General features: G+C 54.3%; 25 protein-coding genes. 17 read left to right on the forward strand and 8 right to left on the reverse strand.

From position 1 onward, the window contains the following. Positions 1-1314 (forward strand): FAD-binding oxidoreductase, encoded by a 1314-nt coding sequence (locus tag Q0746_RS04520; protein ID WP_298257624.1) that lies wholly within the window; start codon positions 1-3, stop codon positions 1312-1314. Then, positions 1311-2048 (forward strand): SDR family NAD(P)-dependent oxidoreductase, encoded by a 738-nt coding sequence (locus Q0746_RS04525; RefSeq protein WP_298257625.1) that lies wholly within the window; start codon positions 1311-1313, stop codon positions 2046-2048. Before Q0746_RS04520 ends, Q0746_RS04525 begins: the two co-directional genes overlap by 4 nt. Here Q0746_RS04525 and Q0746_RS04530 read toward each other — a convergent pair. Together Q0746_RS04530 and Q0746_RS04535 are read right to left on the reverse strand one after the other, a co-directional pair. After that, positions 2045-3478 carry a UbiA family prenyltransferase gene (locus Q0746_RS04530; protein WP_363322733.1) on the reverse strand — a complete coding sequence of 478 codons (1434 nt, stop codon included), beginning with the start codon at positions 3476-3478 and terminating at the stop codon, positions 2045-2047. The two genes, Q0746_RS04525 and Q0746_RS04530, sit on opposite strands and share 4 nt — an antisense overlap. A 2-nt stretch (positions 3479-3480) precedes the next feature. Continuing rightward, positions 3481-4263 (reverse strand): lytic transglycosylase domain-containing protein, encoded by a 783-nt coding sequence (locus Q0746_RS04535; RefSeq protein WP_298258061.1) that lies wholly within the window; start codon positions 4261-4263, stop codon positions 3481-3483. A gap of 398 nt (positions 4264-4661) precedes the next feature. Between Q0746_RS04535 and Q0746_RS04540 the strand changes: the two genes are divergently transcribed. From Q0746_RS04540 to Q0746_RS04550, 3 genes are all read left to right on the forward strand, one after another. Then, complete coding sequence (locus Q0746_RS04540; RefSeq protein ID WP_298257628.1) at positions 4662-4856, forward strand: pilus assembly protein; 195 nt, start codon at positions 4662-4664, stop codon at positions 4854-4856. A 255-nt stretch (positions 4857-5111) separates the two neighbouring features. Then, positions 5112-5306, forward strand: coding sequence for a pilus assembly protein (locus tag Q0746_RS04545; RefSeq protein WP_298257630.1), 195 nt, complete (start codon positions 5112-5114; stop codon positions 5304-5306). Between the two features lie 249 nt (positions 5307-5555). Continuing rightward, positions 5556-5750: a pilus assembly protein gene (locus tag Q0746_RS04550; RefSeq protein ID WP_298257630.1), complete on the forward strand. Its 195-nt coding sequence runs from the start codon at positions 5556-5558 to the stop codon at positions 5748-5750. A gap of 260 nt (positions 5751-6010) precedes the next feature. Here the strand turns inward: Q0746_RS04550 and Q0746_RS04555 are convergent, their stop codons facing one another. After that, positions 6011-6340, reverse strand: coding sequence for a hypothetical protein (locus Q0746_RS04555; RefSeq protein WP_298257632.1), 330 nt, complete (start codon positions 6338-6340; stop codon positions 6011-6013). 80 nt (positions 6341-6420) lie between these two features. Between Q0746_RS04555 and Q0746_RS04560 the strand changes: the two genes are divergently transcribed. The 11 genes from Q0746_RS04560 (at position 6421) to Q0746_RS04610 (ending at position 16695) form a co-directional block, all read left to right on the forward strand. After that, complete coding sequence (locus tag Q0746_RS04560) at positions 6421-6609, forward strand: pilus assembly protein (protein ID WP_298257634.1); 189 nt, start codon at positions 6421-6423, stop codon at positions 6607-6609. Between the two features lie 135 nt (positions 6610-6744). After that, positions 6745-7578, forward strand: coding sequence for a Flp pilus assembly protein CpaB (gene cpaB / locus Q0746_RS04565; protein WP_298257636.1), 834 nt, complete (start codon positions 6745-6747; stop codon positions 7576-7578). A gap of 213 nt (positions 7579-7791) precedes the next feature. Beyond that, a complete protein-coding gene (locus Q0746_RS04570; protein WP_298257638.1) occupies positions 7792-9219 on the forward strand; it encodes a type II and III secretion system protein family protein in 1428 nt (475 codons plus the stop codon). A gap of 6 nt (positions 9220-9225) precedes the next feature. Further along, the gene (locus tag Q0746_RS04575; protein WP_298257640.1) at positions 9226-9873 is read left to right on the forward strand and encodes an OmpA family protein; all 648 of its coding nucleotides are present in this window, start codon (positions 9226-9228) and stop codon (positions 9871-9873) included. A 210-nt stretch (positions 9874-10083) separates the two neighbouring features. Continuing rightward, positions 10084-11340, forward strand: coding sequence for an AAA family ATPase (locus tag Q0746_RS04580; protein WP_298257642.1), 1257 nt, complete (start codon positions 10084-10086; stop codon positions 11338-11340). Between the two features lie 15 nt (positions 11341-11355). Further along, positions 11356-12801, forward strand: coding sequence for a CpaF family protein (locus Q0746_RS04585; RefSeq protein ID WP_298257644.1), 1446 nt, complete (start codon positions 11356-11358; stop codon positions 12799-12801). 5 nt (positions 12802-12806) lie between these two features. Further along, entirely contained in the window at positions 12807-13775 is a 969-nt protein-coding gene (locus Q0746_RS04590; protein ID WP_298257646.1) for a type II secretion system F family protein, read from the forward strand. A gap of 4 nt (positions 13776-13779) precedes the next feature. After that, complete coding sequence (locus Q0746_RS04595; RefSeq protein ID WP_298257648.1) at positions 13780-14760, forward strand: type II secretion system F family protein; 981 nt, start codon at positions 13780-13782, stop codon at positions 14758-14760. Positions 14761-14763: 3 nt separating this feature from the next. Next, positions 14764-15330, forward strand: a complete 567-nt coding sequence (locus Q0746_RS04600) for a tetratricopeptide repeat protein (protein ID WP_298257650.1) — start codon at positions 14764-14766, stop codon at positions 15328-15330. 36 nt (positions 15331-15366) lie between these two features. Next, positions 15367-16212, forward strand: a complete 846-nt coding sequence (locus Q0746_RS04605) for a tetratricopeptide repeat protein (RefSeq protein WP_298257652.1) — start codon at positions 15367-15369, stop codon at positions 16210-16212. Positions 16213-16215: 3 nt separating this feature from the next. Then, the gene (locus tag Q0746_RS04610) at positions 16216-16695 is read left to right on the forward strand and encodes a prepilin peptidase (RefSeq protein WP_298257654.1); all 480 of its coding nucleotides are present in this window, start codon (positions 16216-16218) and stop codon (positions 16693-16695) included. Here Q0746_RS04610 and Q0746_RS04615 read toward each other — a convergent pair. Continuing rightward, positions 16692-18296 (reverse strand): hypothetical protein, encoded by a 1605-nt coding sequence (locus Q0746_RS04615; protein ID WP_298257656.1) that lies wholly within the window; start codon positions 18294-18296, stop codon positions 16692-16694. The genes Q0746_RS04610 and Q0746_RS04615 overlap by 4 nt on opposite strands. Positions 18297-18461: 165 nt before the next feature. Between Q0746_RS04615 and Q0746_RS04620 the strand changes: the two genes are divergently transcribed. Further along, positions 18462-19775 (forward strand): ATPase, encoded by a 1314-nt coding sequence (locus Q0746_RS04620; protein ID WP_298257658.1) that lies wholly within the window; start codon positions 18462-18464, stop codon positions 19773-19775. A gap of 77 nt (positions 19776-19852) precedes the next feature. Here Q0746_RS04620 and folD read toward each other — a convergent pair whose 3' ends face one another. From folD to ftsH, 4 genes are all read right to left on the reverse strand, one after another. Next, entirely contained in the window at positions 19853-20755 is a 903-nt protein-coding gene (gene folD / locus Q0746_RS04625) for a bifunctional methylenetetrahydrofolate dehydrogenase/methenyltetrahydrofolate cyclohydrolase FolD (RefSeq protein WP_298257661.1), read from the reverse strand. Positions 20756-20864: 109 nt separating this feature from the next. Beyond that, positions 20865-22541 (reverse strand): formate--tetrahydrofolate ligase, encoded by a 1677-nt coding sequence (locus Q0746_RS04630; protein ID WP_298257663.1) that lies wholly within the window; start codon positions 22539-22541, stop codon positions 20865-20867. Positions 22542-22713: 172 nt separating this feature from the next. Further along, positions 22714-23301 (reverse strand): MOSC domain-containing protein, encoded by a 588-nt coding sequence (locus Q0746_RS04635; RefSeq protein WP_298257665.1) that lies wholly within the window; start codon positions 23299-23301, stop codon positions 22714-22716. A 138-nt stretch (positions 23302-23439) separates the two neighbouring features. Next, positions 23440-25359 (reverse strand): ATP-dependent zinc metalloprotease FtsH, encoded by a 1920-nt coding sequence (gene ftsH, locus Q0746_RS04640; RefSeq protein WP_298257667.1) that lies wholly within the window; start codon positions 25357-25359, stop codon positions 23440-23442. Positions 25360-25369 lie beyond the last annotated feature (10 nt).

Raw genomic sequence — 25369 nt, forward strand, 5'->3', positions numbered from 1 at the left:
ATGATCTGGAACAAACTCACCTACACTGGCTGGGGGCGCGTACGCAGCGCCACGGCCCAAGTCGCCCGCCCAGAGCGGACCTCCACACTCGCAGCCACCCAAGCCGAGCAGAGCGCCCCGGCATTTGGCATGTGCCGCTCATATGGCGACTCCCCGCTGAACGATGGGGGGCATGCAGTGGATATGACCAGAATGGATCGCCTGCGCGGGTTTGACCCCGACAGCGGCGTGCTAGAGGTCGAAGCAGGGGCACGCATCGGAGACATCGCGCGACGCTTTGCCCCCGACGGTTGGTTGCCAGCAGTTATGCCCGGAACCGGATTTGCCACCATCGGCGGCTGCATCGCGCATGACGTCCATGGCAAAAATCACCACGTAGAGGGGTCTTTCGGCCAACATGTCCTCGAGATCACCCTGATGAACGATGGCAAGTTGCAAAAGATTAGCCCGTCAAAAGGCGCAAAGCTGTTTCGCGCCACTATTGGCGGCATGGGGCAAACGGGCGTGATCGTTTCCGCCAAGATCAAGCTGCTGCCGTGCAAGGGAGATATCATCACCGTTACCGAGCGCCGGATAGAAAACCTTGATCATTTTCTGGAAGCCTTGGACAACTCGCAATCAACCTACACTGTGGGTTGGGTGGATGCGACGGCAAAGGGCGACGCACTCGGCCGTGGCATCTTGGAAGAAGCCGAGACAGGCTACGGGCTGGTTCCGGATGCCAAAACGCCAAAAACCGTCCCGTTCAATGCCCCGAAATGGGCGCTCTCGAACCCGATTGTCCGCCTGTTCAACTCTGCATATTTCCGCCGCGTCCCAGAAGAGGGTCGCACCAGTGTGAAACCAATCACCGAGTTTTTCTTCCCGCTGGACAAGCTGCTCGCTTGGAATCGCCTTTACGGAAAACGCGGCTTTCACCAGTTTCAATGCGTCGTCCCCGTGGCTGAGGCCGCTGTGTTACGCATCATGCTCGATAAAATCGGGCGCGAAGGCCTTGCCTCGCCGCTGGCCGTTCTCAAACGCATGGGTGCGGGCCGCGCGGGGCTGATGTCATTCCCGATGGAGGGCTACACCCTTGCCGTGGATTTCCCGAACCGCGGTGCCGCCGAAGCCTTGATTGCCGAGTTGGAAGAGATCACCAAGAACGCAGGCGGGCGGGTCTATCTGGCTAAAGACGCCACGCTTGACGCATCTCCTATTCGCTCGATGTACCCAGATGTTGCGAAATTCGCGAAGATCGCAAAAGAGGTAGACCCAGACGGGCACTATGAAACAGACCAAACCCGCCGCCTTAAAATCCGGAGCCACGCATGACCGAAACTTGGATCATTCTAGGAGCCACATCTTCCATGGCCCGTGCCTTTGCCCGCGCCGTTGCCCGCAATGGCGCACAAGTTCTTCTGGCTGGCCGCGACATGGCCGACCTTCAAGCCAGCGCTTCGGACTGCGCGTTGCAAGGTGCTCCCGTGGCCGAAGCCCTACATTTTGATGCTCGCGATCAAGCGACATTTGCCCCAATTATCGAACGCGCCACCGCGTTGGAGGGCATGATAAATGTCGCGGTCTTCGTAGGGTCCATGCCAACGCAAGAGGCCATCGACGCCGACCCATCCCTCATCGCCGGCACTGTGACTGACAACTACGCAGGCCCTGCCGCGTTTTTGCAGATGATTGCGCCAAAGATGGAAGAACGCGGCGGCGGCACGGTTGCCGGCGTGGGCTCGGTTGCAGGGGATCGTGGCCGGATTGGCAATTATGTCTATGGCTCATCCAAGGCTGGTTTCCACACCTACCTAAGCGGGCTGCGCAACCGGCTGACCCGTTCGGGCGGGCATGTGGTCACCGTAAAACCCGGATTTGTGGACACATCGATGACTTGGGGTATCGAAGGGATGTTTCTTGTCGCCTCCCCAGAGAAAATCGCCGCCGACATCCTGACCGCCGTCGAAAAACGCAAGAATGTCATCTACACCCCTGGCTTTTGGCGATTGATCATGGGGATTATTACAGCAATCCCTGAACGCTTGTTCAAAAAGCTGAGCATCTAAAGGCCAAAGGCTTTGTGGAACAACCCTGCGGCGTAGAACATCAAAGTAAGGGCGAATAGGATTAACGATATTCCGTGGCGATCACGCATCGCAAAAACGATCGGGTCGTAATCCTGTTTGCCCTTATACCCCAAGGACACCATGCGAAACAGCCATGCGCCAATCGGCACCATCGCAACCCAAAGCAGCCATTGCGTAGGATAGAGGGACAAGGCTTGGTCGGTGAACGTATACAAAAAGAACACCACCATTGAGCCGAACATTCCCAGCCCTGCCACATTCAACAAATCCGAACGGTCCGGTCGCCCGTAGCCACGTCCTGGCAATCGTTCATCCGAGGTCGCCAACGTCAACTCGGTCAGGCGTTTAACGCAACCCAAAGTGATAAACACGGGGAAGATAAAGACTAGCATATATCCGGTCACATAAACCTCGGACGCCGCCGCCCCCGCTACAACCCGTATAGTATAAAGTGAGGCCAAGGTCGCGATGTCGACCCAGCGCATCCGCTTGAGCTTCAGCGAATAGGCCAAAGACAGCAACATATAGAGAACCACCACCCCGAAGAAGGCCGCATTCAACAAGGCCGCAACACCCAACGCCACAATCGCCAAGCCAATAACGGCAATCATTCCCACCTTCACCGGCAGTGCGCCACTGGCAAACGGGCGCTTGCGCTTTGTCGGGTGCAACCGGTCAGCATCTATATCAAGCAAATCATTGACCAGATAAATGCAAGACGCCGCCGCCGAGAACGACACGATGGCCAACAACACTGGCAAGAACGCCGATAGCCCGAAGTTATGCGCCGCGATGATCGGCAGCAAAAGCAGTACATTCTTCACGTATTGATGCGGTCGCATGGCCTTGGTTAAACTGCGCCACGACCACCCACCCGGCAATTGTGTAACCGCATGCGCCTCGGCGGCCAGCTCAGCACGGGCTTCGGGCTGCTCACCGACCATGATGACGTTGTCCGCGTGTTTCCAGACCTCGACGTCGGACACGTCGTTCCCAGCGTAGTGAAACCCGCGCTCGCCGAAAGCTTCAACCAAAGCGTCAGCTTTCGCCTGCCCTTTGAGGTTTATTGTCCCATCGGAGGCAAATACACGGTCTGACAACCCGTGATGTTCAGCCAGAGCTTTTACCAAGACTTGATCCGAAGCCGAGGCAAGGATCACCTCATGCCCCTGCTCCGCGGCTTCAGTCGCCATGTCGGACACATTGGGGTCGACGGGCATGAGATCCACCCGACAGTCAGCCAATTTCACCAGTTCCGCCTTCAGGCGGGCACGATCGGAAAAATGCGCAGCGGCAACCTTAAGCGTTTCCACAGGCGCACGCCCCATGGCAGACCAAAAGGTTTCAAACAGCATGTCGGTTCGCAAAAAGGTGCCGTCGACATCAAGGATCAGGGGTTTGCGTGTCATCATTAACCTTTCGTGCGGAATACGCAGCCGTCAGAGACCAACTCTGGAGGTGACAAACACATGCCCTTCGCAACCTTCCATGCCGCCAGAACTTTGGGCACATAGTTGCGGGTTTCAGCGTAGGGCGGCACCCCGTTGTGTTTCTTCACTGCGTTTTCACCGGCGTTATAGCCCGCAAGCGCCAAAATCGGGTCGCCTTTGAATTCGTTCATTAACCATTCCAGATAAGCCACCCCACCCTTAATGTTTTGCGCGGGATCGGTGCTGTCGGTTACGCCAAAGCGCGCAGCAGTATCTGGAATAAGCTGCATCAACCCTTGCGCACCCTTGTTGCTTTCGACAGCGACCCGCCCGCCGGACTCGACTGAAATCAACGCCAGAACAAAGGCAGGCGATATCTTCTTGTTCAGTGTTTCAAGCAAAATGGTTGTCCCGTGTTGCGACGCGATAGATTGCATGGTCTCTAATCGAGGAGCCCTGACCGACTTTCCCTTGGGCGCTTTGCCAAGTGTCGCAACCGCCTGAGAGAACCTGCCTGGCCCAGACGCCTCGATGGAAGGTGACACGGCTTCCCAGAACCAGTCGATCTTCGACGGAGCCGGAGCGGCCCCTGCGGCTTTGGGTTTGGTCGGCGCTGCCACTTCCGGGGCTTTGGGCTCGATCTGAATTGTGATCAGCTTTTTAGCACCGCGCTTTGGGGGCGCGATCTTCTTGAAGGTAAAGTCACCTCCAAAGGCGGGCTTCAGCTCTTCAGCCTGCCCCGCTCCGCCCATGCACAAACACATGAGGACGAGAATCTTTCGAATATGGTTCGACATGAGCCTGCCCGACTTGCCGTTTACGTTATTATTTTTTCGGACTGTCGCAGAAAATCGCTCTCTATACCACCTCATCTGCGCAACAATCATTTGCCTGTGCTGGCATTGACGCAATTGCCGGGACAAATACCTTGGGGAAAAGCCCTGAATTTTACGCAAAACGCTTTAAAATCAATTCACTAATAGCCTTTTCTAAAATTAATGTAAGCGCTCACAAAACGAACGATTCTTGCCCCACTCTTGCCCTGATTGAGGGGGATACATGCTTCATACCAAGACGGAGACGCGGCTTAGTTCAGAGGCTAGCCGGGTTACACAAGCGTTAAGGTGAACGAACCGACGTAAAATCCTTGGAGGGATACACTATGAAACTGAACACATTGATTAAGAACTTCGCAGCTGATGAATCTGGCGCAGTAACTGTTGACTGGGTCGTTTTGACCGCGGCCATCGTTAGCCTTGGCATCGCAGTTATGGCTTCTGTTTCCAACGGCTTGGAAACTCTGTCCGGCGACATCGAAACTCAGCTGACTACTCAAGGTATCTCGACCACGTTCTAAACTGGTCGTCGCCTATCAGCGACTTAGGGAATTGTTCGAATGTAGGAAATTACCTGTTTATTCTAAAGCTCTTACAAGAAATTGCTTTGGTTAAAATATGGTACCAGTTTCGCCCAATTCTCGCCCCGATTGAGGGCAATACAGACAATACGACACGCCGAAACGGTGACACAGTTTAGAACAGAGGCTGACTGGGTCGAACTACCGTTAAGGCAACTTAAACTAAGTAAACTTAAATCCTTGGAGGGATATACTATGACACTGAACGCAATGATCAAAAACTTCGCAGCTGACGAATCTGGCGCAGTAACTGTTGACTGGGTTGTATTGACAGCCGCCATCGTTGGCCTCGGCATCGCAGTTATGGCTTCTGTTTCCAACGGCTTGGAAACTCTGTCCGGCGACATCGAAACTCAGCTGACTACTCAAGGTATCTCGACTACTTTCTAAGTTAGTCGCCGCCTAACAGCGACCTTAAGATTAGACCGCGTTCCACCGGAGCGCGGTCTTTTTGCTTGCGCGGGCCTGTCTGTTTACTTCCGTGAAAGTCGGAAAAACCAGCCACCAAGCTTCGGAAAAATGTGAATTTCTTACAATAATCCTATTCGTGTCACTTTCCTGCCCTGTTTTCCAACGATGTTGTAACTCGACAAGCGTCAATTTGAACTAACTAAACTTAAATCCTTGGAGGGATATACTATGACACTGAACGCAATGATCAAAAACTTCGCAGCTGACGAATCTGGCGCAGTAACTGTTGACTGGGTTGTACTGACAGCCGCCATCGTTGGCCTCGGCATCGCAGTTATGGCTTCTGTTTCCAACGGCTTGGAAACTCTGTCCGGCGACATCGAAACTCAGCTGACTACTCAAGGTATCTCGACTACTTTCTAAGTTAGTCGTCGCCTAACAGCGACCTTAAGATTAGACCGCGTTCCACAGGAGCGCGGTCTTTTTGTTTGCGCGGGCCTGCCCCCACAAAACACATTCCAAGAATGATCCTAATAACGTCACCTTCTCGCCGTGATGTCATGCGACAGGTGAACGTAGATTAACTGCGAAGGCCAAGACCTATTCGCATAGCCTACCTGCAGCGCCTCAAGGTTGAAGACAACCGAGAGCGCGCGCACTTACCGGAGACCTAAGTTATGAAGTTAAATACGTTTTTTAAAAAGTTCATCAGCGATGATGCCGGCGCGATAACCGTTGAGGTTATGGCCGTGGGTGGCGTGATTTGCGTCCTTGGCGTCATCGCGGTTGCGGGGGTTGTGCGCGGGGTCGAAGATCTGGACCAAGCCGAAACATACCGTGTCGAACCAGGTGACATCGTCAGCTCGTTCTAAGAAACGACCATAAAGAATAGACATTTCAGGGCCGCGCAGATCAAGCCGCGGCCTTGATGATGACGCCAAGCCGGAATTGTTGGTTAACAAATCGAAACGAACCGTTTCCTTCTTCGGCGTGAAATGTGGCGAAATCGCCATAATATTTCTAACTTTCGCCTTATTTGACTGCAATGTAGGCACTCTACAGACGACCCGCGTCTGTGTACTCGGAGAACCGAATGAAGTACCTAGTATCCCGTTTTTGGGGAAATGAATCCGGTGCGATAACAATCGACTGGGTCATATTGGCCGCCGGCGTTATCGGGTTGGCTATCGCCTCTATGGGAGTGGTCATCGATGGCACCGCTTCGCTCAGCAGCGATGTGAACACATCCTCGGATACTCAAGGTGTGAGCACCTCTTTCTAGCAAGGATAATCGCCTTTGCCGCGGTAACTCCATGCCCCTTCCCTGATTTTGCCGCATTTCCCTCGCATCAGTGGAGCATACGAGTGGACTCGGCACAGAAGTGGCGAGCATTATCAATTTGTAAAGGGGCAAGAAATGCGAGTGGTTTTCGGATTAGTGCTTATATTTGGCGTAGCCTTAGCGGGTTTCGCTGCATATATGGCTAAAAACAGGTTCGACCAATATCAGGCCAAAGTGGCTGCTCAGGAAAAACTGTTGCAAAGCAACGTACCTCTTGAGGCTGTATTTACCGTGAAACGCCAAATGGCTTACGGTGAAACATTAACCAAAGAAGACGTACAAATCATCGCGTGGCCCAATAACGCCATTCCCGAAGGTGCGTTTCAAAAGGGCGAAGACTTGTTTCCACCATCAGGAGAGTTCCGCACTGTCCTGCGCGTCATGGAAAAAGACGAAGCCGTCATGGCCAGCAAGGTAACTGAGCCGGGCGAAGACGCAGGTGTTTCATCGCGCCTTGAAAAAGGTATGCGCGCCTTTGCTTTGCGTGTGGATGTATCTTCTGGCGTGTCAGGTTTCTTGCGCCCGGGCGATCACGTAGACGTATACTGGACCGGCAACAGCCGCGGTCGCGAGGTCACCAAACTGATCGACACGCGTTTGAAATTGATCGCAGTGGACCAAACAGCTGACGGGGACCGCTCTGCGCCGACAATTGCACGCACAGTTACAGTTGCCGCCTCCCCAAGTGAGGTTGGCGCATTGGCGCAGGCGCAATCTTCGGGCCGTTTGTCACTATCACTGGTTGGCGCCGGAGACGATTCCGAAGTCGCAGCCGTTGAAGTTGACCAGAACCAGTTGCTGGGAATTAGTGAAGAAGCGATCGTCGAGAAGAAGGCCGCCAAGGTTTGCACCATCAAAACCCGCAAAGGCGCTGATGTTGTGGAAATCCCGATCCCCTGCACCAATTGATCTGCGGATCCATCTTAAAACACTCCAACGGCACCCTATCTTGGGTGCCGTCTTGCATTTAGCCACTAGAGATAGCGTGGTGTTGCGACAGGCCCACATAAATGACGCGCTATAAACACCTGATTCTTGCAATAAATTTCTAATTCGCGCATGGTTCCGGTGAAAATGGGCAAAAGACCCGTTCAACCCAAGTGATCAGAGAGGCAGATCACAATGAAATTGAAGCAGTTTTTCTGCGCAGGGCTTTTTGGGCTCGCGCTTACGTCATTTGTACCCGAGACCGGTTTTGCACAAAACCTGAAGGTGACCAATCAATCCACGGCACGTAAACTTAACGTGTCTATCAACAGTGCAGTTGTCGTCGAAAGTGACGTCCCTTTTGCTGAATTGTCTGTGGCAAACCCTGCCATCGCCGATATCGCAACATTGTCTGATCGCACGATATACGTGCTCGGCAAGGCTCCCGGACGCACGACGTTAACCCTGTTGGGTGCAGATGGCCGGTTGATTACCAATGTGTCGGTGCGGGTTTCCCCTGACCTTTCAGAATTCAAAGAACGCATCCGCGAAATCCTTCCAGGTGAGAACATCGAAGTGCGCACCGCCAACGACGGGCTCGTGCTTTCGGGAACCGTATCCAGCATTACCAAGCTGGACCGCGCGTTGGATTTGGCAGAACGCTATGCACCCGGCGCAGTTTCCAATCTTATGAGCGTAGGCGGCACCCAGCAAGTCATGCTGAAAGTGCGCTTTGCAGAGATGCGCCGCTCGGTCTCCAAAGATCTCTCGGCCAGCCTCGGCTTCCAAACCTCAGGCGGCAGCTTCGGAGCAAACGGCTTCACCAACACGCTTCAAACCAGTGCAAACTTGGGCGCAGCCCTAGGAACCGGTGCGACGGCGGGGGCAGTGAACTCGGCACGCGAACGTAACGGTGTTTTCTCTTTCGGATTTGGCAGCGGCAGCTTGCGCGCCATGGTTGTGCTTGAAGCGCTGGAAGAAAAAGGCCTTGTGCGCACTCTGGCCGAGCCGAACTTGACGGCCCTGTCCGGCCAAGAAGCAACATTCCTTGCGGGTGGCGAATATCCTATTCCGATTTCGGAAGATGGCTCGGTAACCATCAGCTATAAACCTTTCGGTGTTGAGCTTAGCTTCACTCCGACAGTGCTGGACGATGACATCATTAACCTTAAGCTTGATACAGCTGTATCCGGCTTGGATCCTACAGTTGTTGTTCAAAACGATGGTTTCACAGTGAACGCCTTTTCTCGGCGCGCCTCCTCCACAGTTGTTGAGATGCGTGACGGCGAAAGCTTTGCCATCGCCGGTCTTTTGGAAGATGACTTCCGTGACGTCGCAGGCCAAGTGCCATGGCTGGGGGATATCCCAGTGCTTGGTGCCTTGTTCCGGTCCGCGAACTACGAACGGCGCCAGTCGGAACTGGTTGTAATCATCACCGCGCATTTGGTCTCTCCGACACGTGGCAACAGCCTTGTCATCTCTACCGACCGTGTGCGCCCCCCTACCGAACGTGAGTTCTTCCTGAACGGGAAAGTCGCACGCGAAGTACGCACAAGCCGCACACCAACAGGTGAAGTGGCGCGCCAGGACTTCTCTGGTTCATACGGTTACGTTTTGGAGTAAACACAGATGCTTATATCTTCCTCCCGCATCGCTATGATTGCCGTTTTATCGGTTGGATTGTCCGCATGTTCCGCGCCAAGCAATGTGTTTGAGCGCGAAGCCGGCGGGGATCTTGATGAAGGTGGCTTCGGCAACCCGACCATGACCAACACCTTGTTGCAAAACGGGTCGATCACTGTCGCTGAATCCCTTGGTCACCGCTTCAACGCGGATGTGAACACAGAAGTTAACTTCGAGTTCAACTCCAGCAAGCTGGATGCCAATGCCCGCGCAGCCCTCTTGCAGCAGGCCAATTGGATCAGTCAGTTTCCCGAAGTCACATTCCGCGTCTACGGGCATACGGATTTGGTGGGCTCAAATGCGTCGAACAAGGCCTTGGGCCTGCGTCGAGCGCGCGCGGCTGTTAACTTTCTGGTCTCGCAGGGGATCAGCCGGTCGCGATTGGAAGCCGTCTCTTCTTTCGGAGAAACGCGCCCTGTTATCCATACCGAGAACCCAGAACGCCGGAATCGCCGTACTGTGACCGAGGTGAGTGGCTTCGTTAAGGGTAATCCTCTCGTGCTTGACGGCAAATACGGGGTAATTGTCCAACGCGAGTACGTACAGACCGCAAAGAGCGACGAAACCCTCGCTCGCGAGAGAATAGTGCAATAACGGAAATAATACCTCAATTTCTCGCTAATTTGGCCCCATTCTTGCCCCTTTTCCTAAGCATTCCTTGTCATGAGATAAGCCACAATCCGCTCTAATTCGGCATTTTGGTTTAAATACCGCAAACAGTTGGCGGGGGCACTAACCTTAAAAAAAGGTGCCCTCGTTAACACGAACCCGGCCTATTGTTTTTGGCCAAATGGGATTCTAGGCATGACGAGCAATGTAGCATTACGACCCGACCCGGCACCAATTTCTGCCTGCACTGTCGCCCGCGACGTTCAAAACTTCGATCTCTTGATCGAAGACATGGAAACGGAATTGGGCGAAGCATGGGGCGATCTTAGTTTTGAGGACGCCAACGCCTATTTGAACCAACCTGATGCGTCAGAGTTGCAGTTCATCGCAGTCGCCGTTGACACTTCCGATGAAAACAATCTGACGTTGATTGGTGACATTATCGGCCGTGCAAAGGACATGGATATTAAAGTCATTCTGATCGCAGAAGACGTATCCCCGATTGCGCTACACCAATTGCTAAAACTGGGTGCGAACGATTTCGTCCCCTACCCGCTGCCCGAAGGTGCCCTGCACGATTCCATCGCGCGCATCAACGAGCCGGTCGAAGTCGTAGAAGCGCCGCAAGCACCTGTCACAGCAGATGCGCCCGCCGTTGCCACGGGCAAGGTTGGCACCAACGAGGGGGTTGTATTACCTGTTCATGGTCTCGCAGGCGGCTCCGGCGCGTCGACATTCGCAGTGAACCTTGCGTGGGAGCTTGCCACCGTCGACAAGAAGGTGGACGTTTCGGTTTGCTTGCTGGATCTGGATTTCCAATTCGGGTCGGCCTCAACCTATCTTGACCTGCCGCGCCGCGATGCCGTTCTGGAAATGCTGTCCGATATCGAAAGCATGGATGACGATGCATTTCGCGCGACACTGACGACCTTCAACGACAAAGTTCAGGTTTTGACGTCGCCTGCGGATATGATCCCCTTGGATCTGGTGAGCCCGGAAGACATCGAAAAACTGGTAAGCACCGCGCGTCGTAACTTTGACTACGTCATCATCGACATGCCATCGACCTTGGTTCAATGGACCGAAACCGTGTTGGGAATGTCGGATATTTACTTCGGCATGTTGGAACTTGACCTGCGCTCTGCCCAAAACGCACTTCGCATGATCCGCGCTCTCAAATCCGAAGGCCTCCCCTATGAGAAAATTCGGTATGTGCTGAACCATGCACCCAAGTTCACCGATCTGTCTGGCAAAAGTCGTGCCAAACGGATGGCGGAGAGCCTCGATATTTCCATCGAACTGCATATGCCTGATGGCGGAAAACAGGTTGCTCAAAGCTGTGATCATGGTCTGCCACTGGTCGATACAGCGGCAAAAAATCCGTTGCGCAAAGAAATCGCCAAACTTGCGACATCGTTGCATGAAACCAATCAAACGGAAGCCACAGGATAGTAAAGGGTAGTTAGTATGTTTGCGCGTTACAAAAAAACAGATGCGGCCTCCAAGTCCGCTGCACAGGAAGCCGCTGCTGTTGCGGCTCCTGCTCCTAAATCGGTCGCCTCGAAGTCGATGCGCCGGTCGGAGGCGAAAGCACCTGTTGCACCTGCGGAGGCCATCGCTCAAGACAAAGAGCTTAAGCGTCGCCAACGTCTTGAAGAGGTTCGCTCCGAGCTGCACCATCGCCTGCTCGACAATTTGAACCTTGCCGCCTTGGAAGACGCTCCGGAAGCTGATCTCAAATCCGAGATCATTGCTATCTGTGCCGAAGGGCTGGAGGAGATGTCCGTCATCCTTACCAAGGATGAACGCCAAACTTTGCACGCCGAACTCTTCGACGAAGTCACGGGACTTGGACCGCTAGAGCCGCTTTTGAAAGACGAAACCGTTAACGATATTCTGGTGAACGGTCCGAACCGCGTCTTTGTAGAACGTGACGGCAAGCTGTCCTTAACCAACACGCGCTTCAAGGACGAAAAACACCTGCTGCGGATCATCGATAAGATCGTGTCTGCTGTTGGTCGTCGTGTCGACGAATCAAACCCTTACGTGGATGCGCGCCTAAAAGACGGCTCGCGTTTCAACGCCATGGTTCCCCCGATTGCTGTCGACGGATCACTGGTTTCCATTCGTAAGTTTAAGAAAGAAAAACTTGGCATTGATGACCTTGTGAAATTTGGCGCCTTCTCGGAAGAAATGGCCGCCTATTTGCAAGCCGCCGTTGCCTGCCGCCTGAATGTCATCGTGTCCGGTGGTACGGGTTCTGGTAAAACGACAACGCTGAATGCTTTGTCTTCCTTTATCGACAACTCCGAACGCATCCTCACAATCGAGGATACGGCGGAACTTCAACTCCAGCAGGTTCACGTGGGCCGGATGGAAAGTCGCCCCGCCAACGTGGAAGGCAAAGGTGCTGTATCGCAGCGCGATTGTCTGAAAAACGCCCTTCGTATGCGTCCTGACCGCATTATTGTGGGTGAAACGCGTGGCGAGGAAGTTATCGACATGCTGCAAGCGATGAATACCGGTCACGATGGATCGATGACGACCATTCACGCCAACTCGGCGCGCGACGGGGTCTCTCGTTTGGAAAACATGATCGCGATGGCCGGTATCGAGATGCCGATCAAAGCGGTTCGCGCACAAATTTCTTCGGCGGTAAACTTGATCGTGCAGGCTTCGCGCTTGCAAGACGGGTCGCGCCGCATGGTGTCAATCACCGAAATCACCGGCATGGAAGGTGATGTTATCTCCATGCAAGAGGTCTTCCGTTACCAACGCCTGGGCCTTCAGCCCGACGGTAAGATCATCGGCCAGTTCACCCCAACAGGCGTGCGCTCGCATTATTCCGACCGGTTCAAGCAGTGGGGCTATGATCTGCCTGCTTCGATCTACGAGCCGGTCGCAGCGGAGTAACCAGTATGGAAATCAGTTTTGAACCAATCCTCTACGGCATAATCTTTGTCGCCGTTTTGATGTTGATCGAAGGGGTCTACCTTGTCGTTTTCGGCAAATCGATCAGCTTGAATAGTAAGGTCAATCGTCGTTTGGACATGCTCCAAAAGGGCGGTTCACGCGAAAAGGTGTTGGAACAACTTCGCAAGGAGATGAACCAGCATATGAATTCTGGCGGCATTCCGCTTTATTCTATGTTGGCCGACAAAGCGGTGCGCGCGAATATCGCCTTCACCCCGATGGCGTTGATCGGCATGATGTTCGTGCTGTCCGGCGTGGTTTTTGCCATTCTTAGCCAACTCACCGAAGCAACCGCTCCTGTGCGCGGTCTTATCGCGCTCGCGATGGGGGTCGGTGCGGTCTATGTATGGGTGAACAACAAATGTAAAAAGCGAATGGCGTTGTTGGAAGAACAACTGCCCGATGCGATTGAGCTTATGGTGCGCTCCTTACGTGTGGGCCACCCGTTTGCATCCGCGATCAACATCGTGGCCAAGGAAGTCGCAGACCCTCTTGGCACCGAGTTTGGCCTAATCGCCGATGAATCTGCTTACGGACGCGACGTGGCAGAAAGCCTGAAACACTTGGCAGAACGCATGGATATGCAGGATCTGCGGTTCCTCGCGGTCGCGGTGACAATTCAACAAACTTCCGGCGGTAACCTTGCCGAAATTTTGCACGGCCTGTCTCAGGTTATCCGTGCGCGTTTCAAGCTGTTTCGCCGCGTGAAGGCCATTACGGCCGAAGCAAAATGGTCCGGCATGTTCTTGTCGATGTTTCCATTGTTGGCGCTGGTTGGCATCAACATCATGGAACCAGATTACTACGCAGAAGTTAAAGAAACCGAGTTTTTCATCCCTGCATGTATCGTGGTGGGTGTGTTCCTAGTGGTGAACATGGTCTTCATGCGCATCATGGTAAACATTAAGGTGTAATGAGATGCAGTTTCTTGACACAATCAACACCATCTTAACCGAAAACTTCGGTGAGCTTGGGCCGCTCTTTGCAGTAGGTTTCCTTGGCTTGCTCATGGTGGCAGTGACATTGCCGTCTATGTTGAAGAAAAAGAAAGACCCGCTTGACCGCATTCGCGACGAGGCGAAGCGGACCTATGCGCAGTCGGGAAAAGACGGATCGTCTCTGCGCACGGAGAACGGTACTGACAAGTTGGACAAATTCGCCAACTTTCTGGAGCCACAAGACGTAGAAGAACTGCAAGGCATGAAGCTCAAATTGCTTCAGGCCGGTTACAAACAAAAAACAGCCGTGCGGACATTTCACTTTGCGCAATTCGCGCTTGGGTTGACGTTCCTGACATTGGGCTTGCTCTATGCCTTGTTCATCGGGGGCGACGATATGTCGACCCGCGACCTAATCTTGGCAATCGTGATCCCAGGTGGGGCGGGTTACTACCTGCCCAAATACTGGATCGAACGTCGTCGCCAAGAACGCCAAGAAGAAATCGAATCCGGCTTTCCTGACAGCCTTGACCTGATGCTCGTCTGTGTCGAAGCGGGCCAAGCGTTGGACCAATCCATTATCCGCGTGGCAGCCGAAATTCGTGCAGGCTACCCCGCATTGGCCGATGAATTTCAAATGGTCGCAAATGAGATGAAAGCCGGTAAAGACCGTATCACCGTTTTACGTGATATGGCTGAGCGGGCCGGCGTTCCCGATGTATCCAGCTTTGTGACCGTGCTGATCCAATCTACCAGCTTCGGTACATCCATCGCTGACGCGTTGCGCGTATACGCATCCGAAATGCGGGACAAACGGGTGATGCGCGCCGAAGAAAAGGCCAACGTGTTGCCAACCAAGCTCACGCTGGGCACCATGATGTTCTGTCTGCCACCTCTTTTGATTATTTTGATCGGCCCATCGATCTATGACATCTATAAGAACCTAAACGGCGGTGGTTAATAAATGCGAAATTGGGTGGGTGCGATAGCAATTGGACTGGTCCTTGCGGGATGCGAGGAAAAGGCCTCCTCGCTTGGCGAGGGGGCTAGCCCGTTTCCGCCAACCGGTGATGTCACGCGTTTGCATTCGGTCGATGGCCTCGAAGTCGGGCACCGTCTCATGGCTGCGGGTCAATTTGAACTTGCCCTAAAGGCCTATCTGCGCGCAGCCGGCGAGCAAGGCACCAACGTCGATGTCTTAAGCGCACTTGGCTCAGTCAACCTGCGCCTCGGGCGACTTGGCCAATCCGAAGATTTGCTACGGCGCGCGATCAAGGTCGATCAAACATTTGTGCCCGCATGGAACAACCTTGGGGTGGTTTTGATGGAAACAGGCCGTGTAGGCGAGGCCAGCCGCGTTTTTAAGACGGCCTTTGCCCTCGATAGTGGCAAATCTGACGAAATCAGGGAAAACCTGCGCCGCGCCCTCGCTAAGATAGAAAACCCTGCCTATACTTCAGAAAAAGACGAACGAGCTTTCGACTTGGTGAGACGCGGGAACGGCCGCTACCTGATCCTTCAGGCGCCTTGATCTAAAAGCCATTGAGAGCAGAGTAGAGGACGCCCCATGCGCCATATGAAGACAGGAATGCTGTGTCTTATCAGTGTAGTTGCACTTGCCGCTTGCGAAAAAAGCGACAAAGGCGAATACAGTAAGACCCTCAAAAACGTCAATGTAATTGACGAGAGCAACCTCAACGACATCATGCTGACGGTCGCCGACCCGAATGAAGCGGTCACCTACTTCCAAAAGGCCGCGCGCGAAAATCCGGACCGCATTGATCTGCAACGTGGCTTGGGTCAGTCGCTTTTGCGTGCCAAACGTGCCACAGAAGCAGGCGTGATCTGGTCCAAGATCATCAAGCATCCCGAGGCCAACAACGACGACAAGCTCGCCTTTGCCAATTCCCTTGCCCGCCAAGGCGAATGGAAGAAGGCCGAAAAGGTTCTCGACACCGTTCCGCCGACCTATGAGACCTTCGAGCGCTACCGCTTGGAAGCCATCGTCGCCGACACCAACAAAGAGTGGAAAAAGGCAGACAGCTTCTATGAAACTGCGGTTGGCCTAACCACGACGCCAGGATCCGTTTTGAACAATTGGGGTTTCTCCAAGTTGACGCGCGGAGACTATGACGAGGCCGAACGCCTCTTCGGTGAAGCCATCACCTATGACCCGACCCTGTTCACCGCCAAAAACAACATGGTTTTGGCCCGTGGTGCTCGTAAGAACTACACACTTCCGATCATTCAGGTCACCCAAACCGAGCGCGCGCAACTGCTACATACGATGGCCCTGACTGCGATCAAACAAGGCGATACGCAAACCGGTAAGTCTTTGCTGGAAGAAGCCATCGAGATCCACCCGCAGCACTTTGAAGCGGCTATTCGTTCGCTGCGCACTCTCGAAAGTTAAAGCATGTCGACCTTCGCGTTATGGGCTCTGCCCCTTGCAACCCTGATTTCAATTTGGGTTGCATGGAGCGACCTCGCCCGCATGAAAATCCCGAACAAGGCCGTATTGGCCCTGCTGGTGGTCTTTGTCATCATCGGGGTGATCGCCTTGCCATTTGAGGTCTACGCGTGGCGTTTCTTGCATTTCGCGATCGTTTTGGCGGTGGGTTTCTTGATGACGATCACCGGCCTTGTCGGTGCGGGGGACGCAAAGTTCGCCGCAGCCATGGCCCCGTTTGTTGCGGTGAGCGACGCCACTGCGGTCGCGGCGATTTTCGCGGTCACCACGATATTGTCCTTCATCCTGCATCGCTTGGCCCGTGTAAGCCCTTTGCGCAGGCTCGCCCCCAACTGGGAAAGCTGGGAGCGCACACGCGATTTTCCGATGGGTCTGCCCCTTGCCGTCACATTGGTGATCTATCTGGCCCGCGCCGCCTTCCTTTAGGGGCGCGCGTATAGCGTATAGAGTTCGGTGCGGCGCAGCTCGGTGAGTGTTTCGCCCCGGTCTTTGACGTCCTTCATTATAGCGCGGTACGCGTAGGGAGTTGTTGGGCAGCTTGGCACGAGGAAATAATCCGCAGCATCATATCCGCTAAGGTTCCCGTAGTACCAAGGGGCTGCACCATGCGTTGGTTGCAATCCGCCAAACATCCACAAGCTACCAAATGTGTCTGCAACAAAGACCGTCTTGCCCTCTGACAGGCCCGATTCATCCAAGTCCTTGGCAATGGCCAACGACGCACCAATCAACCCCAGTTCCTGTAGGCAGGTCGGCAGGGCTTCACCCAAAAATTCAACCTCTGGCTTGTGATCCGCAAGGGCGTTGAGATAGCTCAACTCATCGCTTTCAAAGATCATCGGTTTGCGGGTCATGATCCGGTTAACGCGGTCGGCACGGGTGTAGAAGTCACCATGTGTTTCTGCGTAGGGCGTGCCTTGAAACAGCGCGGTGAACCCTTGCTCATTGGTCAAAAAATGCCGCAACGGGCTGGTCGCCATGTTAAAGAATGACGCAAAAACCAATGCCCCAGCGGCCACAGCCAAGGCGACGACTTGTGGGCCGCGCGACACTGCCAAAATCATCACCGCAACCAGTGCTAACCACTTAGGATCATTGCCATAGTTCTGGTAAGTTACGTAGATCATTCCTGGGGCCAAAAGGATTAAGAACATCCCTAAACGCGGGTCAACACCGCGGCGCAAGACCACTGCCGCCAAGATTAAGACAATGTTCCCAAGCAAAAACTGCGGGGCCGCCAGCAATGCGCCCATTGAGAAGCCCGCGCGTGGGCGAATCTCTGTGCTCGACACCAGCAGCAGATCACCTAGATACCCCATCCACATCGCCGGTCCGGCCAATGCTGTCAGAACTCCGGCGAATAGCGCAACAACGACCAGTGCCGTCGCAATGACCCGCCATTGTCCCCGCATGGCCAATGCCACCGCTACTCCTGGGGCGAAGGCGACCCCATAGGTGATTTTCCCCATAACAAAGAAGCTGAACGCCACGCCAACGATCAAACCATCTATCCATTCGTTGGAGCTATGCTTCGGGTCCAAAACTGCGATCAGAATTGCCACGAAGGCAAAACTCCACGCCCAACGGTTATAATGCATTGATAATGATAAGGAAATTGCCGCCTCACCGTGGATCATCGCCAATGCCATGACCAAAACCAACGCGCCGACGCCATACGCCAACCCCCGCGACAGGCGGCTGCGTCCAAGCCACCAAACCATTGGCACCAAAAGCAACGCAACGCTGATTTGAGCCATAACAATGGCAGCCCCTACCCCGAGGCCAAGCCACATGAAGGCAACAATCGGCAGGAAACACAGCATGCCCAGCGGTGTTACAAAATCCAGATGTGGCCATTGGCCTTCGGACATGCGCAGAACGATTTCAATCAGATGCAGCGTGTCGCCTTCATGGCGCTCGACATACAGCCCGCCTTTGGCCAAGGCCAAACCACCCAGCAGCCCGACCAATCCTAACAGATAAACAAGAAAAAGCCTTGCTGCCGACTTATCCATACCTTCGTCCATGCCCATAGTCCCCGTATCCCGCTCTGGTGGCGGCTGTTCAGTTTGGTCGGAAGCTATCCCAGCTTGCCCCATTTTTGAAGCAAGATCGTTTTTGTTGTTTGAACGAAGCGAAATAGGTAAACTACGCGGAAGGATGCCGACAAACCGGCACGTAAGGCAGAGCAAATGAATATGCATACAAACACAGGCGTACAGGCGCCGGCCTCTCCAAAGTCGTTGAAGGACACGGGCCTGAGCATCGTTATGATGCGTGATATCCTATTGAAAACAGTCTTTCGCAAAAACTTGGAGCATGTCTCTGACATGTCGGAAGCGATTTGCCTGTCCTTGGGCCTAACCCAGCAGCTGGTTGAAATCGCCCGTGAGCAAAAGCTGATCGAAGCACAAGGCACGCTTCACGCGGGGTCCGGCTCGGAAATGGCCTTCCAACTGTCTGATGCCGGTAAGTCTCGGGCGCTGGATGCGCTGTCGCAATCGGAATACTATGGGGCCCTGCCGGTTCCCTTGGAGATGTACAAGGAACAGGTAAAGCGGCAGTCTGTCCGCAACATCCAAATCACCCGTGAAAAACTCTTGGCCAATATGGGGCATCTAATTTTGCCCGATAGCCTGCTGGATGATCTGGGGCCAGCGGTTAGCTCGGGACGTTCCATTTTGCTATACGGTCCGCCCGGAAACGGTAAATCCGCGATCTCGAATGGTATTCGCGACGCCTTGGGCGACATGATTTACATCCCGCAATGCATTGAATACGCTGGGCAAGTCGTCACACTATACGATCCAATCGTTCACACCATCGTTGAAGAAGAAGTTGCACAGGCAACCTCTCTTCGTCGCACCGACAACCGCTATGACAAGCGCTACCTCATGTGTGAACGCCCCACCGTTATGACCGGTGGTGAGCTGATGCTGAACATGCTTGACCTGAACTATAACGCCACGTCTCGCACCTATCAGGCGTCACTTCAGTTAAAGTCGACCGGCGGCGTGTTCATCGTGGATGACCTTGGACGCCAAGAAGAACCGCCTCAAGCGCTGATCAACCGCTGGATTGTTCCGATGGAGGCTGAATACGATATTTTGGCCCTGCAATCGGGCGAAAAATTTGAGGTGCCCTTCGACACGCTGGTCATTTTCTCAACCAACTTCCACCCGAATGAGATGTTCGATGGCGCGGCCTTGCGCCGTATTTTCTTCAAGATCAAGATCGACGGCCCAACTCAAGAAGAGTTTCTGAAGGTCTTCGCGATGGTCGCCAAGAAGAAGAAAATGCCGCTCAATGAAGCCGCTTTGATCCACCTTCTAAAAGTGCGCTATCCGACAATCGACAATGTTTACGCCAACTACCACTCGAACTTCCTAATCGATCAAATGATTGCGGTGTGCGAATATGAAGGCATCCCCAACCAAATGACGCCCGAACTGGTCGATCGGGCATGGGCAAACATGTATGTGAAAGACGAAGAGATTAAGCACTAGCAACACACCTTTTTTGACAAAAAAGGGCGGCGAAGTGGATCATCACTACGCCGCCCTTTTCATGTCTTCCTAGTTGCTTACGCGGTCAGGCCCTCGGGTTCACCCAGTTCATTCGCGCGGCAACAGGCCGTCAGCGTATTGGCCAGCAAACATGCAATCGTCATCGGGCCAACACCGCCTGGTACAGGGGTAATCGCCCCTGCCACTGCAGCGGCACTCTCATAATGCACGTCGCCCACAAGGCGGGTCTTGCCCTCTCCCTTTTCAGGCGCGTCCAGCCGGTTGATGCCCACATCGATCACGGTGGCCCCCGGCTTAATCCAATCCCCCAAGACCATTTCTGGGCGCCCAACGGCCGCCACAACGATGTCTGCTCCACGAACAACATCTGGCAAATCCTTGGTCCGAGAATGCGCAATCGTCACCGTGCAACTATCGCCCAACAGCAGTTGTGCCATCGGCTTACCCACAATGTTGGAGCGCCCCACGACAACGGCGTTCAACCCAGAGAGGGAGCCATGGTGATCGCGCAACATCATCAAGCACCCCAAAGGCGTGCAAGGCACCATCGACTTCTGACCGGTTCCCAGCAGCCCAACATTCGAGATGTGGAACCCATCGACGTCCTTGGCAGGGTCGATAGAGTTAATCACCAAGTCCTCATTGAGATGCTTGGGAAGCGGCAGCTGAACCAAAATGCCATGAATGCTGGGGTCTTCGTTCAGCGATTTGATTACTGCCAACAGGTCTTCTTCGGATGTATCGGCTTCAAGACGGTGCTCGACCGACTTCATGCCAACCTCAACCGTCATCTTCCCTTTTGAGCGCACGTAAACTTCGCTCGCGGGGTCCGCGCCCACCAACACAACTGCCAGCCCAGGGGTCAGGTCGTGCTCTGCTTTCAGTCTGCCCACATGCTCGGCGACCTGCGCGCGCACCTTGGCCGCAAAAGCCTTCCCATCAATAACCTGTGCATTCATTGCAGTTCTCTCCATTCAATATTTCAACACCCGCACCGCAGACGGTGGGGACGCAGCATTGCTGCGGTGCGGGCGTAGGGGCAGAAGGCCACCCACGCCCGCGCTAGTTTTAGAACAAGCCTTCGATTTGGCCTTCGTCGTTCAGCATGATCGCCTCTGCCGATGGCACGCGTGGCAGGCCAGGCATCGTCATAATCTCGCCGCAGACAACAACCACAAAGCCCGCACCCGCAGACAACCGCACTTCGCGCACAGGCAAAGAATGCCCGACCGGCGCACCGCGCAAGTTTGGATCCGTCGAGAAGGAGTATTGCGTTTTCGCCATGCAAACCGGCAGGTTGCCGTAACCCGCATCTTCCCACTGGCGCAATTGGTCGCGGATTTTCTTATCGGCCAACACCTCGTCTGCGCGGTAAATGCGCTTGGCGACTGTCTCGATTTTCTCCATCAAAGTCAGCTCGTCGGTGTAGAGAGGCGCAAATTGAGACGCACCACTGTCTGCGATTTCCGCTACACGGGTTGCCAGTTCAGTCACCCCTTCAGAGCCATGCGCCCAGTGCTTACACAAAATCGCTTCCGAGCCCTGCGCTTCAACATATGCTTTAACGGCAGCGACTTCGGCATCTGTATCGCCTGAGAAGTGGTTGATCCCAACCACAACTGGAACGCCAAAGGATTTAACGTTCTCGATGTGGCGACCAAGATTGGAACACCCAGCGTTCACCGCATCTACGTTTTCGGCAGCCAGATCCGCTTTCGCGACGCCGCCATTCATTTTCATCGCACGCACAGTCGCAACCAAGACAACACAATCCGGTGCCAAACCGGCTTTGCGACATTTGATGTTCATGAATTTTTCGGCGCCCAAGTCGGCCCCGAAACCGGCTTCAGTCACAACATAATCCGCCAGCTTCAGCGCTGTTGTCGTCGCCACAACCGAGTTGCACCCATGCGCGATGTTGGCAAACGGGCCACCGTGAACGAAGGCAGGATTGTTTTCCAGCGTCTGCACAAGGTTTGGCTGCATCGCCTGTTGCAACAAAACGGTCATAGCGCCGTCTGCCTTGATGTCACGGCAATAGATCGGGGAACGGTCACGACGGTAGGCGACGATGATGTCACCTAGGCGCTTTTGCAAATCGTCAAGATCCATCGCAAGGCACAAGATCGCCATCACTTCGGAGGCCACGGTGATGTCAAAACCGGTTTGGCGTGGGAAGCCGTTGGCCACACCACCCAAAGAAGTCACACAGTCACGCAGGGCGCGATCATTCATATCAAGAACGCGCTTCCAAACGACGCGGCGCTCATCGATTTCCAACTCATTGCCCCAGTAAATGTGGTTGTCGATCATCGCCGACAGCAGGTTGTGGGCGGATGTGATCGCGTGGAAGTCACCGGTAAAGTGCAGGTTCATCTCTTCCATCGGCACAACTTGTGCGTAGCCGCCACCGGCCGCCCCACCCTTCATGCCAAAGCACGGGCCCAAGGACGCTTCGCGAATACAGATCGCGGCTTTCTTGCCGATCGCGTTCAAGCCGTCACCAAGACCAACGGTCGTTGTGGTTTTTCCTTCGCCCGCTGGGGTTGGGTTGATTGCCGTCACAAGGATCAGCTTGCCGTCCTTTTTGCCACGCTGGGCTGCGATGAATTCAGCTGAAACTTTTGCTTTGTCATGGCCGAAAGGTAGCAAATCTGCGCTTGGGATACCCAATTTGTCGCCGATCTCTTGGATCGGGCGCTTGGAGGCCTCGCGGGCAATTTCGATGTCGGTCTTGAAGCTCATGGTTGGTCTCCCGTTGGCCCGCGCAATCATGCGTCGGTACTATTGTGTACCTTCGCCTATATCTGGGAGATGGCCGCCGACTCCTCGCATTTCCGACATTTAACACGCCGGAATCGGCCTCTTTTTCGATTTGAGTTTCAGATGGGAAACTAACGCAGTACCGCTCGCGATTTCAGCGCGCCAATTCGGCCCAATTGCGCTGGTCCGGAATGTGAAGGGTCACGCTGTCTCCGAGGTTCAAAACCCCTTCTCGTTCGACCCAAGCCGTTACCCCACGCCGGTTTTTCGCCGCAGACTTGAACCCGCGGCCATGCGTTGGCGCATCTTCCTCAATCACCGGAGCGGGCAAGTGGCACGGCCGGTTTTCCATATCCACCGTTAAGACGCTGCCGTCCGGCATTTGAAGCCTTGAAGACGGGGGAATATGCGTGAAATCCGGAATGCCCTCGATCACGACATTCGCGCCACACCATTCCGGATTGAACCTATCAACGCCGATGTCTGCAGCGACTGCGGCCATTTCTTCGGCCGACACGATGCAAACCTGTCGGGTGTTTCGAATGCGCGTACCCTTGGGGTATTGCGTCGTCACACGACTGCAAGAGGCCCGTGTATCGCCGCCATGATCATCGCCCTGCAATCCGCTGAAATGTGCCGCGATGCTGGTCACCGGTCGCGAGCGAAGCGCGCTTGCCCTACTCGGTAAAACGCCCAGCCAAACTATAGTGCCGATGTATTCAGTCTTCATTAAAGCGGGCATGATCAGGATCTCCAGTTTAGCCCATTTTGCACTGCTGTATGACGCGCCGTCCAATCAATCTCTGTGAACCGACCTTTCACGAAAAAGCGCCCCGACATTTCTGGCGGAGCGCTGTAAGCATCAAACTTGTTTTACGGTTTAGGCAGAAGGTTCAGGTTCCATGCCGCCATCCGATTTCGGAGTTTTCGACTTGCGGGTTTTGGGAATCGCCGCGACCGAGGTCGTGCCACTATCAGGCGTGTCGTCTTCCTCGTCATCACCACGGTTTAGCGGCTGTCCAGCAACAACCTTCGCGATCTCGGCGCCGGTCAATGTTTCATATTCCAGCAAACCTTGTGCCAGACGTTCCCATTCCTCGTTCTTCTCGGTCAGGATGCGCTTGGCGGTCTCATAGCCGGTATCCACCAGCTCTTTCACCTTCTGGTCGATGATCTTTTGGGTTTCCTGCGAGTGGCTTGTCCCACCGCTATAAGCTCCCAAATGAGACTGCTGTTCATTGGCATAATCGACATGCCCCAGCTCTTCGGAAAAACCGAATTGCGTGACCATTGCGCGGGCAATTTTGGACACTTGCTGGATGTCAGACGTCGCACCAGAGGTGACGTTCTCTGGGCCAAACTTCAGCTCCTCAGCAACCTTGCCACCCATCGCCATGGCGATCTTCGACGTGTATTTGGTTTTGGAAACCGACAGTTGATCGCGTTCCGGCAAGCTCATCACCAAGCCCAAGGCCCGACCACGGGGAATGATCGTTGCTTTGTGGATTGGGTCATGCTGCGGCACATTTAGGCCCACAATGGCGTGACCCGCTTCGTGATACGCGGTGAGGGCTTTTTCGTCCTCGGTCATCACCATAGAGCGACGCTCCGACCCCATCATGACTTTATCCTTGGCGTTCTCGAAGTCTTCCATCGTCACAAAACGACGTCCAACACGCGCCGCCATAAGCGCAGATTCATTCACAAGGTTGGCCAAATCAGCCCCCGAAAACCCGGGAGAGCCGCGCGCAATGATGCGCAGATCGACGTCAGGACCAAGAGGCACCTTGCGCGCATGCACACGCAAAATTTTCTCACGGCCTTTGATGTCAGGGTTCGGCACTTGAACTTGGCGGTCAAACCGGCCTGGGCGCAAAAGTGCGGGGTCCAAAACATCGGGCCGGTTGGTCGCCGCAACGATGATAATGCCTTCATTGGCTTCGAAGCCGTCCATCTCAACCAGAAGTTGGTTCAGTGTCTGCTCGCGTTCGTCATTACCGCCGCCGTATCCGGCCCCACGTGAGCGGCCAACAGCGTCGATCTCGTCGATAAACACAATGCACGGTGCGTTCTTTTTCGCCTGCTCAAACATGTCACGCACACGAGATGCACCGACACCAACGAACATCTCGACGAAATCGGATCCCGAAATTGTAAAGAACGGCACGCCAGCCTCACCGGCAACAGCACGTGCAAGCAGTGTTTTACCAGTACCAGGAGGGCCCACCAAAAGCGCACCTTTTGGAATTTTCCCACCCAAGCGGCTAAACTTCTGCGGGTTCCGCAAAAATTCAACGATCTCTTCAAGGTCATCCTTCGCCTCGTCGATGCCCGCAACGTCGTCAAAAGTGACGCGGCCTTGCTTCTCGGTCAGCAACTTGGCCTTGGATTTGCCGAAGCCCATCGCGCCGCCTTTGCCGCCACCTTGCATGCGGTTCATGAAGAAAATCCAGATGCCAATGATCACAAGGAAGGGGAACAACGTGCCGACATAGGCAAGGATACCGCTTTGTTCTTGGCTCTTGGCCTCGATCGCCACCTTATTCTCAAGCAGAACCGGCGTCACATCGACACCTTCAGGCTTAATCGTGGTGAAGCTCTCGTTGCCGGATTTCAGTATGATGTTCTCGCCGTCCAATGTGACTTCGCTCACATTGCCAGCCTCAACCCGCGCCACAAAGTCCGAATACGGAATCACACGTGAGTCGGCCGCGGATTGCCCGCTGTTGAACAGGTTAAAAAGAGCGAGGATCAGTAAAAACAATACGACCCAGAAAGCGATATTTCTCGCGTTGCCCAAGGGAATTCTC

Source organism: uncultured Litoreibacter sp. (genome assembly GCF_947487515.1).
GTDB lineage: Bacteria > Pseudomonadota > Alphaproteobacteria > Rhodobacterales > Rhodobacteraceae > Litoreibacter.

Coding starts and splice junctions, on each gene's coding strand:
- Q0746_RS04585 (WP_298257644.1), top strand. CDS start 11,356: ATGTTTGCGCGTTACAAAAAAACAGATGCGGCCTCCAAGTCCGCTGCA.
- Q0746_RS04595 (WP_298257648.1), top strand. CDS start 13,780: ATGCAGTTTCTTGACACAATCAACACCATCTTAACCGAAAACTTCGGT.
- Q0746_RS04560 (WP_298257634.1), top strand. CDS start 6,421: ATGAAGTACCTAGTATCCCGTTTTTGGGGAAATGAATCCGGTGCGATA.
- Q0746_RS04555 (WP_298257632.1), bottom strand. CDS start 6,340: ATGGCGATTTCGCCACATTTCACGCCGAAGAAGGAAACGGTTCGTTTC.
- Q0746_RS04540 (WP_298257628.1), top strand. CDS start 4,662: ATGAAACTGAACACATTGATTAAGAACTTCGCAGCTGATGAATCTGGC.
- Q0746_RS04615 (WP_298257656.1), bottom strand. CDS start 18,296: ATGGACGAAGGTATGGATAAGTCGGCAGCAAGGCTTTTTCTTGTTTAT.
- Q0746_RS04630 (WP_298257663.1), bottom strand. CDS start 22,541: ATGAGCTTCAAGACCGACATCGAAATTGCCCGCGAGGCCTCCAAGCGC.
- Q0746_RS04580 (WP_298257642.1), top strand. CDS start 10,084: ATGACGAGCAATGTAGCATTACGACCCGACCCGGCACCAATTTCTGCC.
- Q0746_RS04545 (WP_298257630.1), top strand. CDS start 5,112: ATGACACTGAACGCAATGATCAAAAACTTCGCAGCTGACGAATCTGGC.
- Q0746_RS04570 (WP_298257638.1), top strand. CDS start 7,792: ATGAAATTGAAGCAGTTTTTCTGCGCAGGGCTTTTTGGGCTCGCGCTT.
- Q0746_RS04575 (WP_298257640.1), top strand. CDS start 9,226: ATGCTTATATCTTCCTCCCGCATCGCTATGATTGCCGTTTTATCGGTT.
- Q0746_RS04605 (WP_298257652.1), top strand. CDS start 15,367: ATGCGCCATATGAAGACAGGAATGCTGTGTCTTATCAGTGTAGTTGCA.
- Q0746_RS04535 (WP_298258061.1), bottom strand. CDS start 4,263: ATGTGTTTGTGCATGGGCGGAGCGGGGCAGGCTGAAGAGCTGAAGCCC.
- folD (WP_298257661.1), bottom strand. CDS start 20,755: ATGAATGCACAGGTTATTGATGGGAAGGCTTTTGCGGCCAAGGTGCGC.
- cpaB (WP_298257636.1), top strand. CDS start 6,745: ATGCGAGTGGTTTTCGGATTAGTGCTTATATTTGGCGTAGCCTTAGCG.
- Q0746_RS04520 (WP_298257624.1), top strand. CDS start 1: ATGATCTGGAACAAACTCACCTACACTGGCTGGGGGCGCGTACGCAGC.
- Q0746_RS04525 (WP_298257625.1), top strand. CDS start 1,311: ATGACCGAAACTTGGATCATTCTAGGAGCCACATCTTCCATGGCCCGT.
- Q0746_RS04610 (WP_298257654.1), top strand. CDS start 16,216: ATGTCGACCTTCGCGTTATGGGCTCTGCCCCTTGCAACCCTGATTTCA.
- Q0746_RS04600 (WP_298257650.1), top strand. CDS start 14,764: ATGCGAAATTGGGTGGGTGCGATAGCAATTGGACTGGTCCTTGCGGGA.
- Q0746_RS04590 (WP_298257646.1), top strand. CDS start 12,807: ATGGAAATCAGTTTTGAACCAATCCTCTACGGCATAATCTTTGTCGCC.
- Q0746_RS04635 (WP_298257665.1), bottom strand. CDS start 23,301: ATGCCCGCTTTAATGAAGACTGAATACATCGGCACTATAGTTTGGCTG.
- Q0746_RS04620 (WP_298257658.1), top strand. CDS start 18,462: ATGAATATGCATACAAACACAGGCGTACAGGCGCCGGCCTCTCCAAAG.
- Q0746_RS04530 (WP_363322733.1), bottom strand. CDS start 3,478: ATGACACGCAAACCCCTGATCCTTGATGTCGACGGCACCTTTTTGCGA.
- Q0746_RS04550 (WP_298257630.1), top strand. CDS start 5,556: ATGACACTGAACGCAATGATCAAAAACTTCGCAGCTGACGAATCTGGC.